This is a genomic window from Variovorax sp. CCNWLW225 (assembly GCF_037204045.1).
Lineage (GTDB): Bacteria > Pseudomonadota > Gammaproteobacteria > Burkholderiales > Burkholderiaceae_C > Variovorax.
On sequence record NZ_JBBCBV010000013.1, the window covers coordinates 51,652 to 68,517 of the forward strand.

13 protein-coding genes are annotated in these 16,866 nt (G+C 66.9%); 9 read left to right on the top strand and 4 right to left on the bottom strand.

Annotated elements, in window-relative coordinates; genetic code table 11:
• Positions 1-124 precede the first annotated feature (124 nt).
• The gene (locus V9L20_RS19665) at positions 125-1,030 is read right to left on the bottom strand and encodes a LysR family transcriptional regulator (RefSeq protein ID WP_443098606.1); all 906 of its coding nucleotides are present in this window, start codon (positions 1,028-1,030) and stop codon (positions 125-127) included.
• Positions 1,031-1,158: 128 nt separating this feature from the next.
• Here V9L20_RS19665 and V9L20_RS19670 point away from each other — a divergent pair, with 128 nt between their 5' ends.
• The 9 genes from V9L20_RS19670 (at position 1,159) to mgtA (ending at position 12,145) form a co-directional block, all read left to right on the top strand.
• Positions 1,159-2,358 carry a PQQ-dependent sugar dehydrogenase gene (locus V9L20_RS19670; RefSeq protein ID WP_337297853.1) on the top strand — a complete coding sequence of 400 codons (1,200 nt, stop codon included), beginning with the start codon at positions 1,159-1,161 and terminating at the stop codon, positions 2,356-2,358.
• Complete coding sequence (locus tag V9L20_RS19675) at positions 2,355-3,014, top strand: c-type cytochrome (protein ID WP_337297854.1); 660 nt, start codon at positions 2,355-2,357, stop codon at positions 3,012-3,014. The genes V9L20_RS19670 and V9L20_RS19675 overlap by 4 nt, the downstream gene beginning before the upstream one ends.
• 105 nt (positions 3,015-3,119) lie before the next feature.
• On the top strand, positions 3,120-5,279 hold the full coding sequence (locus tag V9L20_RS19680) for an indolepyruvate ferredoxin oxidoreductase subunit alpha (RefSeq protein ID WP_337297855.1): 2,160 nt from the start codon (positions 3,120-3,122) through the stop codon (positions 5,277-5,279).
• Positions 5,280-5,287: 8 nt separating this feature from the next.
• Positions 5,288-6,904 (top strand): indolepyruvate oxidoreductase subunit beta family protein, encoded by a 1,617-nt coding sequence (locus V9L20_RS19685; protein ID WP_337297856.1) that lies wholly within the window; start codon positions 5,288-5,290, stop codon positions 6,902-6,904.
• A 35-nt stretch (positions 6,905-6,939) separates the two neighbouring features.
• Entirely contained in the window at positions 6,940-7,941 is a 1,002-nt protein-coding gene (locus tag V9L20_RS19690) for a Bug family tripartite tricarboxylate transporter substrate binding protein (RefSeq protein ID WP_337297857.1), read from the top strand.
• Positions 7,942-7,960: 19 nt separating this feature from the next.
• Positions 7,961-8,380, top strand: coding sequence for an acyl-CoA thioesterase (locus tag V9L20_RS19695; protein WP_337297858.1), 420 nt, complete (start codon positions 7,961-7,963; stop codon positions 8,378-8,380).
• A 57-nt stretch (positions 8,381-8,437) separates the two neighbouring features.
• Positions 8,438-8,650, top strand: coding sequence for a hypothetical protein (locus V9L20_RS19700; RefSeq protein ID WP_258501777.1), 213 nt, complete (start codon positions 8,438-8,440; stop codon positions 8,648-8,650).
• Between the two features lie 358 nt (positions 8,651-9,008).
• Positions 9,009-9,215, top strand: a complete 207-nt coding sequence (locus tag V9L20_RS19705) for a hypothetical protein (RefSeq protein ID WP_337297859.1) — start codon at positions 9,009-9,011, stop codon at positions 9,213-9,215.
• Positions 9,216-9,418: 203 nt separating this feature from the next.
• On the top strand, positions 9,419-12,145 hold the full coding sequence (gene mgtA, locus V9L20_RS19710) for a magnesium-translocating P-type ATPase (RefSeq protein WP_337297860.1): 2,727 nt from the start codon (positions 9,419-9,421) through the stop codon (positions 12,143-12,145).
• Between the two features lie 375 nt (positions 12,146-12,520).
• Here the strand turns inward: mgtA and V9L20_RS19715 are convergent, their stop codons facing one another.
• The 3 genes from V9L20_RS19715 to V9L20_RS19725 form a co-directional block, all read right to left on the bottom strand.
• Positions 12,521-13,963, bottom strand: a complete 1,443-nt coding sequence (locus V9L20_RS19715; RefSeq protein ID WP_258501780.1) for an NAD-dependent succinate-semialdehyde dehydrogenase — start codon at positions 13,961-13,963, stop codon at positions 12,521-12,523.
• A gap of 180 nt (positions 13,964-14,143) precedes the next feature.
• A complete protein-coding gene (locus V9L20_RS19720) occupies positions 14,144-15,484 on the bottom strand; it encodes a glycerate kinase type-2 family protein (RefSeq protein WP_337297861.1) in 1,341 nt (446 codons plus the stop codon).
• A gap of 75 nt (positions 15,485-15,559) precedes the next feature.
• Complete coding sequence (locus tag V9L20_RS19725; RefSeq protein WP_337297862.1) at positions 15,560-16,768, bottom strand: urate hydroxylase PuuD; 1,209 nt, start codon at positions 16,766-16,768, stop codon at positions 15,560-15,562.
• Positions 16,769-16,866 lie beyond the last annotated feature (98 nt).

Sequence of the window (16,866 nt, forward strand, 5' to 3'; positions counted from 1 at the left end):
TACCGCAGCGCCCATATTGCGTATGTGGGGGCTGGTATGCAAGCTACGGGGAAACCCTTGAGCCAGTGAGCAATTCCTGGGCCACATCGGGCGTCATCCGCCCCGGCGGGTGCCGCTTTTTTCATCAAGCGCCCTCCGCGAACAGTTCGGTGATCACCTGCCGCAGCCACCGGTTGGCCGGGTCGGCCTCGAAGCGCCTGCTCCAATGCAGCGACACGGTGAAGTCGCGCAGCGGAAAAGCGGGCTCCACGATGGCGTAGCCGCCCCCTTCTGCGAACCCGCGCGCGATGTTGCGCGGCATCACCACCGCAAGGTCGGTGGCGCGCACGATGGCGGGCAGCACCATGAAGTGCTCGGTGGTCAGCCGCACCCGCTCTTCCAGGTTGAGCAACTGCAATATGCGCAGCGTTTCCGCATGCGTGCGCACCGCCACGTATTCGAGCGTTTGCAGCGCCTCGATGAGGGCCTGGCTGTTGCGCCGGCCGCGCGCGAACGGATGGCCCTTGCGCAACAGCACGATGTAGCGGTCTTTCAGCAGGTGCTTGCGCTGCGTGTCGCGCACCTTGGGCAAAAAGCCGAAGGCAAAGTCGATGCGGCCGCTGTCGAGCGCGGGCGCTATGTCGGTCGGCAACAGCGGCAGGGTCTCGATGCGGACGCCGGGCGCCAGCTCGCCAAGCCGCGCCATCAGCGGAGGCAAGAAGCGGCCTTCGCCGATGTCGCTCATGTGAATGCGAAAGGTCTTGCGCGATGCCTGCGGCTCGAATCGACCGGGCTCCTGCAGCGCTTCTTCCAGCGTGTTGAGCGCGGCCTGCACCGCAACGGCCAGCCGGTCGGCGCGCGGCGTGGGCGCCACACCGCCGGGCGCACGCGTGAAGAGCGCGTCTTTCAGCAGCAGGCGCAGGCGGCCCAGGCCATGGCTGGCGGCGGGCTGCGTAAGGCCCAGCTCTTCGGCGGCGCGGCTCACGCTGCGTGCGCGATAGACCGCATCGAACAGTCGCAGCAGGTTGAGGTCTATCGTTTGTATATGCATGGTGTGCATATTACTTAGCTCGATCATTTTATTGAAGACCCGGCGCAGGGCTCGCACACTGGCCGCCGTTGCCGATCGACCCAAGGTCGGCGAACACGAAGAGCCCACCCACGAGAAGGAGACAAGACATGGCCAGACTGCGTCCGCATGCGGCAATTGCCGCCCTGCTTTGCGTTGCCACCACTGCCGCATGGGCCCAGCAGCCGCCGGCCGAGGAGCCGGGCTGGGCCAAGGGGCGCCCCAAGACAGAGGCGGCCACGCGCATGGCGCCGGTTCCTTCCTTCCCTATTCCCACCGCGGCCGACCAGTTGCCCACCATCAAGTTCAAGCTGCCGCCGGGCTTCAAGGTGGAGACCTGGGCCTCGGGCGTGCTCGACGCGCGGTCGCTCCGCCAGGGCGACAAGGGCACGGTGTTCGTGAGCACGCTCTTCGTGGGCAACAAGGTCTATGCCATTGCCGAGAAGGGCGACCGCAAGCCCAAGACCATCGTCGACAAGACCGAGTTCGCCACCGGCATCGAATACCACAAGGGCGCGCTGTACCTTGCCACGCATAAGCAGATCGTTCGCTACGACGGCATCGAAGACAAGCTCGACAACCCCGGCACGCCGGTGGTGCTCAACGACAAGCTGCCCGGCGGGCAGGACCACAGCTGGCGCTACCTGCGGGTTCACAACGACAAGCTCTACTACGCCGTGGGCGCGCCCTGCAACATCTGCGACCCCGACGAGAAGCATGCGCGCATCTTTCGCATGAACCTGGACGGCAGCGGCATCGAGACGGTGGCCCGCGGCGTGCGCAACACGGTGGGCTTCGACTTCGACCCGAAGACGGGCAACCTCTGGTTTACCGACAACGGGCGCGACTGGCTCAGCGAAGACCTGCCGAACGACGAACTGAACGTGGTAACCAAGCCCGACCAGCACTTCGGCTACCCGTACTGCCACCAGGGCAACATCGCCGACCCCGAGTTCGGTTGGGGCAAGAACTGCGGCGAGTTCACCAAGCCCGCCGCATTGCTCGGCCCGCACGCCGCCGGGTTGGGCCTGGCCTTCTACAAGGGGAAGATGTTCCCGACCAAGTACCGCGGCGCCATGTTCATTGCACGCCATGGCCCGTGGAACCGCACCGTCAGGTACGCCGACATTGCCGTGGCATGGCCGGATGGCAAGGGCGGCGCGAAGGTCGAGCCCTTCATGACGGGCTTCGTCGAGAACAACAACTATCTCGGCCGGCCGGTGGACTTCCTGGTGCTGAAGGACGGCTCCATGCTCGTGAGCGACGACCACGCGGGCGCGATCTACCGCATCAGCTACAGCGGCCGATGAGCAGGGGTTTCGCTTTCACGGTTCTCGCGCGGGCAATCACGGCCATGGCCATGACGCTCCTGGCTTCGGCGGCGCCGCTCGCCAGCGCCCAAGGCACGCAGGCTGCGCAGGGCGCCTATGCGCAGCGCTATGCGGCGGTGTGCGCCTCGTGCCACGGTGCCAACGGGCGCAGTGACATGGCGGGAACACCGGTGCTCGCGGGCCAGCATTCGTTCTATGCCATCACGCAGCTGTTTCTGTTTCGCGAGGGCCGGCGCGACAACCCCGCGATGACGGCGGTGGCCAAGACCATGAAGGACGAGGACCTGCGCGGCTTCTCGGAGTTCATTGCCACGCTGCCGGCCGTGCCCGCACCGCCCCCGACCACGCCGCCCGATGCCGCCCGCATGGCGCGTGGGCAGGCGCTGGCGCAAACGCACCGCTGCGTGATCTGCCACGGCGCCGACCTGAGCGGCGGACAGCAGGTGCCGCGCATCGCACAGCAGCGCGAGGACTACCTGCAGATGACGCTGCACGGCTTTCGCACCGGCAAGCGGCCTGGCTACACGCAGGCGATGACGGAGGCCGTGAGCGGCATTCCGCCGGAGGACCTGGACACCCTTGCGTACTACGCGGCGCGCTTTCCCGGCACCGCCGCCATGCCGACCGGCAAGTAGCCACCGATTCCGCAGCGCAACGCCGGCGAAAAGCGCGGCGCGGGGAACGCGCGCCTTTGCCGCCAGCCATTCAACCACCACATCAACCCATCGGAGCCGAATCTCTTGGAAGTTTCATTCAGCAAGGAAGTGCAATCGCTGCGCCTGGGCGCCGGCGACACGTTCCACGGCGAGGGCATTCTCGCGATCACCAAAGGCCTGCTGCAATCCGGCGTGGCCTACGTCGGGGGCTACCAGGGTGCGCCGGTCTCCCACCTGCTCGACGTGATGGTGCAGGCCAAGACATACATGGACGAACTGGGCGTGCACGTGGAGGCCTGCTCCAACGAGGCCTCCGCGGCCGCCATGCTCGGCGCTTCCATCCACTACCCGCTGCGTGGCGCCGTGACGTGGAAGTCCATCGTCGGCACCAACGTGGCGGCCGATGCGCTCTCCAATCTCTCGTCGCCCGGCGTGACGGGCGGCGTGCTGGTGGTGGTGGGCGAGGACTACGGCGAGGGCGCGAGCGTGATCCAGGAGCGCACGCATGCCTACGCACTCAAGTCGAGCATGTGCCTGCTCGATCCGCGGCCCGACCTCGGCCAGATGGTGCGCATGGTCGAGCACGGCTTCCGGCTCTCGGAGGCCTCGAACATGCCCTGCCTCATGGAGCTGCGCATCCGCACCTGCCATGTGCGCGGCAGCTTCGAGTGCAAGGACAACATTGCGCCGGCCGTCTCTACCCGGGCGCTGATGACGGAACCCGCGGGCTTCGACTACATGCGGCTCGCGCATCCGCCGGTCACCTTTCGCCACGAAAAGCTCAAGGGCGACGAGCGCATTCCGGCGGCGCGGCGCTACATCGTGGAGCACGGGCTCAACGAACTCATTCCGGGTAGTCGCCATGCCGACCTGGGCATCGTGGTGCAGGGCGGGCTCTACAACGCGCTGATTCGCAGCCTGCAGCAGCAGGGCCTGGCCGATGCCTTCGGCGGGACGGACATCCCGATCCTGGTGCTCAACGTGACCTACCCGCTGGTGCCCGAACAGGTGGCCGACTTTTGCGTGGGCAAACGCGCGGTGCTGGTGGTGGAAGAAGGCCAGCCCGAATACATCGAGCAGGACATCGCCACGCTGCTGCGCCGGCGCGACATCCAGACGCCGCTGCACGGCAAGGACATGCTGCCTTCGGCGGGTGAATACGGCGTGGAAGTGCTCGCGGGCGGCATCGGCACGTTCGCGGCCAAGTACATCGGGCCGGGCGAAGCCTCTTCGTCCGCCGCGGCTTGGCTGGCCGGCAACCGCGAGAGGCGCGAGGCCGTTGCGCGCCAGCTCTCCGCGCCGCTGCCCAACCGGCCGCCGAGCTTTTGCGTCGGCTGCCCGGAGCGCCCGGTGTTCTCGGCCCTGAAGCTTGCGCAGCAGCAGACGGGCCCCGTGCACATTGCGGCCGACATCGGTTGCCATGCCTTCGGCACTTTCGAACCGTTCTCGATGGGGCATTCGATCCTGGGCTACGGCATGAGCCTGGCCAGCCGCGCGGGCGTGGCGCCGATGATGAACCGACGCACGCTGTCGATCATGGGCGACGGTGGCTTCTGGCACAACGGCCTGCTCACGGGCGTGCAGAGCGCGCTCTTCAACGACGACGACGCGGTGCTGCTGATCTTCAAGAACGGCTACACCTCGGCCACGGGCACGCAGGACATCATCTCCACGCCCGACGACGAGATGAAGGAGCGCGCGGTCGACAAGCAGCAGAGCCTGGTCGACAAGAACCAGACCATCGAGGCCACGCTGACGGGCCTGGGCGTGAAGTGGATGCGCACCGTGACCACCTACGACGTGGAGCGCATGCGCAAGACGCTGACCGAAGCGCTCACCAGCGACTTCAACGGCCTGAAGGTGGTGATTGCCGAAGGCGAGTGCCAGCTGGAGCGCCAGCGCCGCATCAAGCCGTGGATTGCAAGCCTGCTCAAGAAAGGCGAGCGCGTGGTGCGCGTGAAATACGGCGTCGACGAAGACGTGTGCAACGGCGACCACGCCTGCATTCGCCTTTCGGGCTGCCCCACGCTCACGCTGAAGGACAACCCCGATCCGCTCAAGGTCGACCCGGTGGCCACCGTGATCGATGGCTGCGTGGGCTGCGGCCTGTGCGGCGAGAACGCGCACGCGGCCACGCTGTGCCCGAGCTTCTATCGCGCCGAGGTGGTGCAGAACCCGAAATGGCACGAACGCCTGCTGCACTCGCTGCGCGGGGCCGTGGTGCGCGCCCTTCAACCCGCATAAGTCACGCCATGGAACAGAACCGACCCATCACCCTTCTCGTCTGCGCCCTGGGCGGCGAAGGCGGCGGCGTGCTTACCGAGTGGCTGGTCGACATTGCCCGCCACGCCGGCTATGCCGCGCAGAGCACGTCGATTCCCGGCGTGGCGCAGCGCACCGGCGCCACCACCTACTACATCGAAGTGTTTCCCGTGCCGCTCGCGCAGCTCGCCGGCAGGCGGCCGGTGTTCAGCCTGAGCCCGGTGCCGGGTGCGCTCGACGCCATCGTCTCTTCGGAACTGCTCGAGACCGCGCGGCAGATCGGCAACGGCATGAGCGCACCACTGCGCACGCTGGTCATCAGCTCTTCGGCGCGCATCTTCACCACGGCCGAACGCATGCAGCCCGGCGACGGCCGCGCCGATGCGCAGCACCTGCTCGACGTGGTCAAGGCCTTCAGCCGCGAGCACCATGTGTTCGACATGAACGCGGTGGCGCGCGAGGCCGGCACGGTGGTCAGCGCCGTGATGCTCGGCGCCATTGCGGGCAGCGGCCTCTTTCCGTTCCCGCGCGAGGCCTACGAGCACGTGGTGCGCGGCGGCGACACCAGTGCGCCCGAAAAGCTGAACAAGATGGCCGCGGCCAGCCTGCGCGGCTTTGCCGCCGCCTTCGATGCGGTAAGCGCGCCGCGCGCGCAGGCCGCCTTCGTGAGCAGCATCATGGCGGGCGACACGGCCGACGCACCGCCACCGGCGCGCGCGCTGCCCGACGACGTGGCGCGGCGCTTTCCACCGGCGGTGCACGACATGCTCGCGCTCGGCCATGCGCGCGTGCTCGACTACCAGGACGCTGACTACGCCAAGCTCTATGCCGCGCGGCTGGCCAGGGTGCTCGACGCCGAGCGCGCCGCCGACCCCGCCGGCGCGCAGGGCTTTGCCGTTACCCGCGAAGCCGCGCGCTGGCTCGCGCTGTGGATGGCTTTCGACGACATCGTTCGCGTGGCCGCGCTCAAGGGCCGAGCAAGCCGTGCGCAGCGCGTGCGGCAGGAAGTGCGTGCCTCCGATGAAGACATCGTGAAGGTCTACGACCACTTCAAGCCCGGCGCGCCCGAGTTCGCCGCGCTGCTGCCGCCCGGCCTTTCGCGCCGCGTGACCACATGGGACCGCACCCGCCAGGCGCGCGGCCGGGAGCCCTGGGGCCTGCCGCTCAAGGTGGGCAGCCACTCGGTGCTCGGCATGGCGTCGCTGCGCCTTCTGTCTTCGCTCAAATGGCTGCGCCGGCGCGGCCAGCGCTTTGCCGAAGAACAAGCCTTGATCGAACGTTGGCTCGCGGCCGTGGAAAGCGGCACACGTGAAACCTGGTCACTCGGCCGCGAAGTCGCACTGTGCGGCCGGCTCATCAAGGGCTATGGCAGCACCAATGAACGCGGCAAGCACAACCTGCTGCACGTGATCGACGAGCTCGCGGGCCGTACGGCCTTGCCTGCAACGAAGCGCGCAGAGGCGGTTGCCGCGGCGCGCGAGGCGGCCCTGGCGGACGAAGGCGGCAAGGCGCTCGACGCCGCGCTGTTGCGCCACGGCGCGGCACCCAGGCCGTTGCAGGCGCAGCCAATCCGCTGGGTGAAGCGGCCGCCTTCCACCACTGCCTGATGCAGATTTCATAACAACCAAGGAGACACAACACCATGCCCCACCTCGCCCTTTCCTGGCGACGCCGCCTTGTTTTGACCGCCGCCTGCGCGCTCTTGGCCTGCACGCATGCGCAGACGCATGCCCAGGCCCAATCCGGCGCATGGCCCGCCAAGCCGATCAAGGTGGTCGTCAACTTTCCGCCGGGCGGCGCCGCGGACCAGATCGCGCGCGCGGTTTCGCAGCCGCTGCAGGAATCGCTCAAGCAACCCGTGGTCATCGAGAACCGCGCGGGCGCCAACGGCAACGTCGGCGGTGAGTCGGTGGCGCGCGCGCCCGCCGACGGCTACACGCTGCTCATGAGTTCAGGCGGCATGGTGTCGGTAAACCCGCACCTGTATTCGCGAATGAGCTTCGACCCGGCCAAGGACCTGGTGCCGGTGGCCGCGGCCGCGCGCGTGCTGGTGTTTCTGGTGGCCAAGCCTTCGCTGCCGCCCACCAACGTGCGCGAATTCATCTCGTACCTCAAGGCCAACCCCGGCAAGCTCTCGTACGGTTCGCCGGGCAACGGCAGCTCGCCGCACCTGGCGGGCGAAATGTTCAAGAGCCAGGCCGGCGTCTTCGCGCTGCATGTGCCCTACCGCGGCGCCGCCCCTGCGCTGCAGGACCTGCTCGCGGGCCAGATCGACTATGCGTTCGATCCTGGCATCGGCCTGCAGCAGGTGCGCGCCGGCAAGCTGCGGCTGCTGGCGGTGGGCAGCCCGCACCGTTCGCCGCAGTTTCCTGATGTGCCCACGCTCGACGAGGCCGGACTGCGTGGCTTCGATGCCGACACGGTGTTCGGCTTCTATGCGCCCGCGGGCACGCCGCCGGAAGTGGTGGCGCAGCTCAATACGCAGATCAACCGCGCGCTTGCGCTGCCGGCCGTGAAGGAGCGCATTGCCGCGCTGGGCGGCGAAGCGTTGCCGGGCTCGCCGGCCGATTTCCAGCAGCGCGCCGCGGCCGATTCGCAGCGCTTCGGGGCGCTGATCCGCGAACGGAAAATCGTTGCCGACTGAGCACCGCGACAATGAACAGATGAGCAGCAGCAAAGAAATCACCTACACCGCGCGCGTCGAGTTCGGCGACTGCGATCCGGCCGGCATCGTCTGGTTTCCCAACTTCTTCCGCTGGATCGATGCGGCTTCGCGCCACTTCTTTGCGGAATGCGGCGTACCGCGCTGGGAAGAAACCACCAAGACGCTCGGTGTGATCGGCACCCCGCTGGTCGACACGCACACGCGCTTCGTCAAGGCCGCGAGCTACGGCGACACGCTGCACATTGCGGTGCGCATTGCCGAGTGGCGCGACAAGAGCTTTGTGCAGACCTACCGCGTGACGCGTGGCGACGAGCTGATTCTCGAGTGCGAGGAAGTGCGCATCTTTGCGGCCCGGCGCGAAGGCGGCGGTATCCGCGCGGTGCCGATTCCGCCGGAAATTCGTGCGCTGTGCGAATAGGAAGCCCGCGCTCGCTTGCCCTTATCGTGCTTACTCGCTCTTACTTAGAATGGCCGGATGAACCGGCACCTTCTTTTTCCGCTCGCCTTGCTTGTTGTTACCGGCTGCTCCTCGCCTCCCAACGAGGTGACGCCGTTTCGCGACGGCGCGCTGCGTGCCCCTACCTACGTGCAGGCCTCCGACTACTGCAGCGCACGGAATGCAACGCCCAAGTGGCTCGGCAGGGCGCCGGCCGAGTCGGGCGTGCTGTTTCAGTGCATCGCCAACTGAAGCCAGAAGGCCGCTCCCGCACCTTCGGAGCCACCGCGCTGGCAGCGCGGAATATGCCGCCAAGGGTTGACGCACCTCATGACGCAGTGCAACAATCGCAAGATCTTCACTTCGGAGCCTCGTGCGTGGACAGTGCCAGTTGGATCAGTGACAAGACGCGTGCCTCGGCAGGCGTGACACATCCGGCCCTCTAGCGCAGGCTCTCTTGCGCTGCGGCCGCCGTGCACGCAGCGTGACCCGTTCGCCAATCAGGCCAGCGGTTCTCCCCTTCCGAATCCCGCCGTTCTGCGTCACTGACTTTTTTAGTCAGCTTGCGTGCGTCCGTGCGCGAGGCCCTTCACCGCGAAGGAGCCTTGCCATGCGTCAATTCCAATCTCGTCAGCAGCACCAGCAGCCGGTGCAGGACGCCGCTCGCCCGTCGGCGCACGCGCCTGCGCGCGAAGCCGCCAGCAGGCAGGACCTCGACAACGAGACGCTGGACCGCGCCGCCGCGCTCTGGACCACGCGGCGCATCCGCAGCTTCTTCCTGCTGCTGGAACAACCCTCCCGCACCACGCAACGCTGAAACGCAGCACCGCACAGCTCGGCACGCACGAATCAAGGAGGCCTTCCATGGACCCCGCTTCTCATTGGCGCCCCTGCGCGCCGCCCATGTTCCGACCCATCGATAACAACAGTTTGCAGCGCACCGCGCCGCAAGGGGATTCCCACGCCTGATTGACGCGGGAGGTTCTTCCCTTCGCGGCCCGCGCCGTGAAGGAAAAAAGAATGAAGAACGTCCTGAAGTCCGTTTTCGAGAGCTTCCTGCGCAGCCGCCGCATGCTGCATCACTTCGAGCGCTGGCAGACGATGCTGGGCTCGAAGCCCGTCGGCGTAGCCTCCGCCGCCATGCCGCCGGACATTGCGAAGGCGTTGGCCGCCGCATCGCATGCCGACGCAAGCGAGCTGCTCGCCACACTCGGCAGCTCGCCACAGGGCCTGGGCGAAGAGAAGGCACAGGCGCTGCGCAAGCGCCTTGGCAGCAACGAGGTTCGCCACGAGCAACCTTTGCCGTGGTGGACGCACCTCTGGCAGTGCTACCGCAATCCGTTCAACCTGCTGCTCACGGTGCTGGCGCTCGTGTCTTACGTGACCGAAGACATGAAGGCGGCACTCGTGATCGGCAGCATGGTGGGGCTGTCGACGGTGTTGCGCTTTTTGCAGGAGTCGCGCTCCAACAAGGCGGCCGAGCGGTTGAAGGCGATGGTGAGCAACACCGCCACCGTGCTGCGGCCGGAACGGGGCGCCGCGAGCGCTCCGCGCGTCGAAGTGCCGATGCGCGACCTTGTGCCGGGCGACGTGATCGCGCTTTCGGCCGGCGACATGATTCCGGCCGACTGCCGCCTGCTGGGCGCCAAGGACCTGTTCATCAGCCAGTCCGCACTGACGGGCGAAGCCATGCCGGTCGAAAAATTTCCGATCACCGACCGGGGCAGCCCCGAAGCCGGCGTGCTGGAGCGCGAGAACCTTCTGTTCATGGGCACCAGCGTGATCAGCGGCACCGCCACCGCGCTGATCGTGCACACCGGCAACCGCACCTTCTTCGGCGCGCTCGCGCAGCGCGTGGCCGCCGCCGACCAGGGCACGAGCGCGTTCCAGGCCGGCATCAACCGCGTGAGCTGGGTGCTGATCCGCTTCATGCTGGTGATGGCCCCGCTGGTGCTGGTGATCAACGGCGTGTCCAAGGGCGACTGGTGGGAGGCGGCGCTGTTCGCGCTGTCGATCGCCGTCGGGCTCACGCCCGAGATGCTGCCGATGATCGTGACCGCCACCCTGGCCAAGGGCGCGGTGGTGATGTCGCGGCAGAAGGTGATCGTGAAGCGGCTCGAAGCCATTCACAACTTTGGCGCAATGGACGTGCTGTGCACCGACAAGACCGGCACGCTGACGCAGGACCGCATCGTGCTGGAGCGCCATACCAACGCCTGGGGCGAGGCGTCGAACCGCGTGCTGCAGCTGGCCTACCTGAACAGCTTTCACCAGACGGGCCTGAAGAACCTGCTCGACAAGGCCGTGTTGAACCACGCCGAAATGCAGCCCGAGACGCGGCTGCAGACGGCCTGGCGCAAGATCGACGAAGTGCCGTTCGACTTTTCGCGCCGCCGCATGTCGGTGGTGGTGGAGAACGGCGGCAGCGAGCACCTGCTGATTTGCAAGGGTGCGCTCGAAGAAATTCTTTCTGTGTGTACCGCGGTGGAGCGCGGCGCGGAAGTGCTGGCGCTCGATGGCGACTTGCTGGCGAGCATCCACCGCGTGGCATCGGAGCTGAACGCGCAGGGGCTGCGCGTGGTGGCCGTCGCCAGCCGTGCACTGAGAGCCAACGCCCGCAAGCCTGCCTACGGCGTGGCCGATGAATCCGGGCTCACGCTGCTGGGGTACGTGGCGTTCCTGGATCCGCCGAAGGAATCGACCGCGCCCGCGCTGCGCGCCCTGGCGGAGCATGGCGTGGCGGTGAAGGTGCTCACGGGCGACAACGAACTGGTCGCACGCAAGGTTTGCGGCGACGTGGGCATCGAGGCGGGCCACGTGGTGCTCGGCCGCGAGATCGAGGCGCTGGACGATGCGGGGTTGCGCACGCTGGTCGAGCAGCACCAGGTGTTCGCCAAGCTCACGCCGGCGCACAAGGAGCGCATCGTGCACGCGCTGCATGCCAACGGGCACGTGGTCGGCTTCATGGGCGACGGCATCAACGATGCGCCCGCGCTGCGGGCGGCGGACATCGGCATCTCGGTGGACGGCGCGGTGGACGTGGCGAAGGAATCGGCCGACATCATCCTGCTGGAAAAAAGCCTGATGGTGCTGGAGCAAGGCGTGATCGAGGGCCGCCGCACGTTCGCTAACATGCTCAAGTACATCAAGCTCACGGCGAGCTCGAATTTCGGCAATGTGTTCTCGGTGCTGGTGGCAAGCGCGTTCTTGCCCTTCTTGCCGATGCTGCCGCTGCACTTGCTGGTGCAGAACCTGCTGTACGACGTGTCGCAGATTGCGATTCCGTTCGATAACGTCGACCCGGAATTCTTGCGCAAGCCGCAGAGCTGGAACCCGGCAGACCTGGGGCGGTTCATGGTGTTCTTCGGGCCACTGAGTTCGGTGTTCGACATCCTGACCTACGCAGTGATGTGGTTCGCGTTCTCGGCCAACACGGTTGCGCACCAGACCTTGTTCCAGTCCGGCTGGTTCGTCGAAGGCCTGCTGTCGCAAACACTCATCGTGCACCTGATCCGCACGCGGAAGATCCCCTTCCTGCAAAGCCGCGCCGCCTGGCCGCTGCTGGCCATGGGCGCCGCCATTGCCGCGGCGGGTATCTGGCTGCCGATGGGGCGACTCGCGCACTACTTCAGACTGCAGGCGCTTCCGCTGGCCTACTTTCCGTGGCTGGCCGCGATGCTGGCTGGCTATGCAACGCTCACGCAGACGGTCAAGGGGTGGTATGCGCGGCGGTATGGGTGGCAGTGATTTTTGGCCCTTTGTTCTTAGTGATGCTATTCAGGGCGCGTGCAAAGGCCATCGGGTACTCCCCTCCGCGAATGTCCCCCGGGGCTGCGCCCCTCCTCCTTTATTTCGCTGCGGGGAGCACCCGATGCCCTGTGCACACCGAGCGCTGCGCTTGTTCCGTTCGATCGGCGACCGCTCTGGATAACGCACCCGTCGATGGGGTGCCTTGCGCAGCGAAATAAAGGAGGAGGCCGCAGGCCGGGGGACATTCGCGGAGAAAGGTACCCCGTCGGCGGGTGCGCCGCCCTGAACAACGCCACCGCACTAAATAAAAAAGCGGCACCGCCGAAGCGATGCCGCCTTTTCGCAAGAACTCGAGCGATCTGAACGAACCGCTCAGATGCTCATGATCGAAACAGCCTTGGTGTTCAGGTAAGCCTCGAGAGCCTCCGGGCCGCCTTCCGAGCCGTAGCCCGAATCCTTCACACCGCCGAACGGCATTTCGGGCGAGGGTGCGGCGGGCTGGTTGATCCACAGCATGCCGAGTTCGAGCCTCTGGCTCAGCAGATGCGCGTTCTTGATCGACTTGGTGAACGCGTAGCCTGCCAGGCCGAACGGCAAACGGTTGGCTTCGGTGATGGCTTCTTCAAGCGTGTCGAAACCGCGAATCGCTGCGATCGGACCGAAGGGCTCGTTGTTGAACACGTCGGCATCGAGCGGCACGTCCGTCAGCACCGTGGGTGCGAAGAAGTTGCCCGTGTCGCCAACACGTTCGCCGCCGGCCGCAATGGTTGCGCCCTTCTTGCGCGCATCGTCCAGCACATGGGCCATGGCCGTCAGGCGGCGTGCGTTGGCGAGCGGGCCGATGGTCGTGCCTTCGGCCAGGCCGTCGCCGAGCTTCAGGCCTTCGGTGTACTTGACCAGCGTGCGGGCGAATTCTTCGCGCAGGCTGTTGTGCACCAGAAAGCGGGTGGGCGAAATGCAGACCTGGCCGGCATTGCGAAACTTGGCGGCACCCGCGGCCTTGACGGCCAGGGCGACGTCGGCGTCTTCAGCGACGATGACCGGTGCGTGGCCGCCCAGCTCCATGGTGACGCGCTTCATGTGCGCGCCGGCCAGTGCGGCCAGCTGCTTGCCGACCGGCGTGGAGCCCGTGAAGGTGACCTTGCGGATGATCGGGTGCGAGATCAGGTAGTTCGAAATCTCGGCCGGGTTGCCGAACACCAGGCCCACGGTGCCGGGCGGAATGCCGGCATCTACGAAAGCCTGTAGCAGCGCGGCGGGCGATGCCGGGGTTTCTTCGGGTGCCTTCACCAGGAACGAGCAGCCGGTGGCCAGTGCGGCGCCGAGCTTGCGCACGATCTGGTTGATGGGGAAGTTCCAGGGCGTAAAGGCAGCGACAGGGCCGAGCGGCTCCTTGATCACCAGTTGCTGCGCGGCCAGGTTGCGCGAGGGCACGATGCGGCCGTAGACGCGGCGGCCTTCGTCGGCAAACCATTCGATGATGTCGGCGGCGGCCAGCGTTTCGCCCTTGGCTTCGGCCAGCGGCTTGCCCTGTTCCTGCGTGAGCAGCTTGGCGATTTCGGGGGCGCGTTCGCGGATCAGGCCGGCGGCGCGGCGCATGACGGCGGCGCGCTCGTTGGCGGGCGTGTTGCGCCACTTTTCAAAGCCGCGCTGGGCGGCGGCCAGGGCGCGGTCGAGGTCGGCAATGCTGGCATGCGCCACCTTGCCGATGGCCTTGCCGGTGGCCGGGTTCACGACGTCCAGGGTCTTGCCGCCGGTGGCGTCGACCCATTCGTTGTCGATCAGCAGGCGGGTGTCGGTGTAGCTGGCGGTCATGGCGAACTTTTCCTTCGAGGACTGGATGGTGGGTGAAAAAGGGGAAATCTGGATGCGCGGTGCGGCACCCGGAAGGTGCGCTTGCGACAGCGGCGGCAATTTGCCGCCGGGTGCATAGATTAACCCGAGTTCGCGAAGCCCGCAGGAGCCGGGAAACCGGCCCTTCCGCCCTTCCTGCCGCTACAGGATCAGGAGCGCGCGAAAGTCGTTGACGTTGGTGTTCGTCGGCCCGGTCACGAACAGGTCGCCGATGGCGTCGAAGTAGCCGTACGCGTCGTTACGGTCCAAGTGGTCCGACAGCTTGCGGCCGGCCGCGGCGGCGCGCGCCAGCGTGTCGGGCGTCACGAAGGCGCCGGCGTTGTCTTCCACGCCGTCGATGCCGTCGGTGTCAGCGGCCAGCGCCCACACCTGCGGCTGGCCCATGAGTGCGCCGGCCAGCCCCATGCAAAGCTCGCCGGCCCGGCCTCCGCGGCCCTTGGCCTGGCCGGGCTGGCGCGGCCTTATCGTGACGGTGGTTTCGCCACCCGAAAGAATGACGCACGGCCGCGCAAAGGGCTGGCCGCGGTTCGCCACGGCGCGCGCCAGCGCCGCGTGCATCTTGCCGACCTCGCGCGATTCGCCTTCGATTTCGTCGCTGAGGATGTGCGCCTCGATGCCGGCTTCGCGTGCCGCCTTGGCCGCGGCTTCGAGCGACTGCTGCGGCGTGGCGATCATGTGGACTTCATGGCCGTTGAAGACCGCGTCGCCCGGCTTCGGCGTTTCGAGTTCGCCGCTTTCGAGCTGCGCGCGCACCGGCGCCGGCACTTCGATGCCGTAGCGGTCGAGAATGGCCAGCGCATCAGCGCAAGTGGTGGCGTCGGGGACGGTGGGGCCGCTCGCAATGACGGCCGCGTCGTCGCCCGGCACGTCGCTGATGGTGAGCGTGACCACCCGCGCCGGGGCGCAGGCCGCGGCCAGCCGGCCACCCTTGATGCGCGAGAGGTGCTTGCGCACGCAGTTCATCTCGCCGATGTGTGCGCCGCTGTCGAGCAGTTGCTTGTTGATGCGCTGCTTGTCGGCCAGCGTGAGGCCTTCGGCCGGCAGCACCAGCAGCGACGAGCCGCCGCCCGAGATCAGGCACAGCACGAGGTCATCGGCCGTGAGGCCCTGCGTCAGCGCAAGGATGCGCTCTGCGGCCTGCTGCCCCGCCGCATCGGGCACCGGGTGCGCGGCTTCGACGAGTTCGATGCGCTGGGGCACGCCCTCGGGCCGCGGCGGAATGTGGTCGTAGCGCGTGACGACCAAGCCCGAGAGCGGCGCATCGGCCGGCCACAGGGCTTCGAGCGCCTGCACCATCGAGCCGCCGGCCTTTCCGGCGCCGAGCACCAGCGTGCGGCCCTTGGGCGGTTTCGGCAGATGGGCACCCAGGGTGGAAAGCGGCAACGCGCGGTCCACCGCCACGCGGTAGAGATGTTCGAGGAAGGCGCGCGGTGCTTCGCGCGGGTCGGGAGTGGGGCCGAAAGAAGGGCTCGTTGCGGTCATGGCTTGCTTTGTCTCCATCCGGCAATTGTGCGGCGAACGGCGGTCCGCCCTCTTGACCGCGGTCTATCCCTGCGTCTAGTTCGTCTTGGCGCCGGCCTGGAACCAGCGGCCGATCAATGCGCGCTCTTCGTCGGTCATGCCCGTTGTGTTGTTCATCGGCATGATCTTCGTCACCACCACCTGCTGGTAGATGGCCTGGGCATGCGCCGCCACCTGGTCGGGCGTGTCGACGCGCACGTTCTTCATTTGCACGGCGGCGCCGTGGCACATGAAGCAGCGCTGCTCGAGCACCTTCTGCACGTCCTTGAACGCCACGGCGGGCGTTGCTGCTGATGCAGCCGCGGGCGCCGCAGCAGGCTCGGGCTTCATCCACACGATGGTGAGGCCCAGCACCACGATGCCGACCAGCGCATAGGGCAGCGGGTTGCCCGCGTTGCCGAGCTTGAAGCGATGCCGCACCACGAAGAACTGGCGAATGGCCGCGCCGCCCAGCATGATGAGCAGCAGCACGATCCAGTTGTACTTGTGCGTGTAGGTAAAGCTGTAGTGGTTGCTCAGCATGGCAAACAGCACGGGCAGCGTGAAGTAGGTGTTGTGCACGCTGCGCTGCTTGCCGCGCTGGCCGTGCACCGGATCGACCGGCCGGCCTTCGCGCAGCGCCTGCACGTTCTTGCGCTGGCCCGGAATGATCCAGAAGAAGACGTTGCCGCTCATCGTGGTGGCCATCATGGCGCCCACCAGCAAGAAGGCCGCGCGGCCCGCGAACCACTGGCAGGCGAGCCAGGTGGCAAAGGCAATGAACACCGCGATCAGCACGCCGACGATGGTGTCGCCGTGCTTGCGGCGCCCGAAGATCTGGCAGATGCCGTCGTACACCATCCAGAACACGACGAAGAAGGCCAGCGCCACGCTGATGGCCGCGCCGGGCTGCCAATCCATCTTGCTCTTGTCGATCAGGTAGGTGCTGGCGTTCCACAGGTACGACATGGTGAAGAGCGCAAAGCCCGTGATCCACGTGCTGTAGCTCTCCCAGTACGACCAGTGCAGGTGGTCCGGCAGCTTCTTGGGCGCCAGCGCGTACTTCTGCATGTTGTAGAAGCCGCCGCCGTGCACGGCCCACTGCTCGCCGCCCACGCCCTTGTCGAGCGACTCCTGGTCCTGCGGCTTCTCGAGGCTGTTGTCCAGCATCACGAAGTAGAAGGAGGCGCCGATCCAGGCGATGGCGGTGATGACGTGGACCCAGCGCAGCAGCAGGTTGGCCCAGTCGAGGTAGTAACTTTCCATGTGAGGTGCTCTCTCTCAACCCCTTGGGCGCGTGGGGGCGTCGCCAAGGAGTTTCTTCAGCCTGCTCACCACTGCGGGCGCTGTAAGCAGAGAAAGTG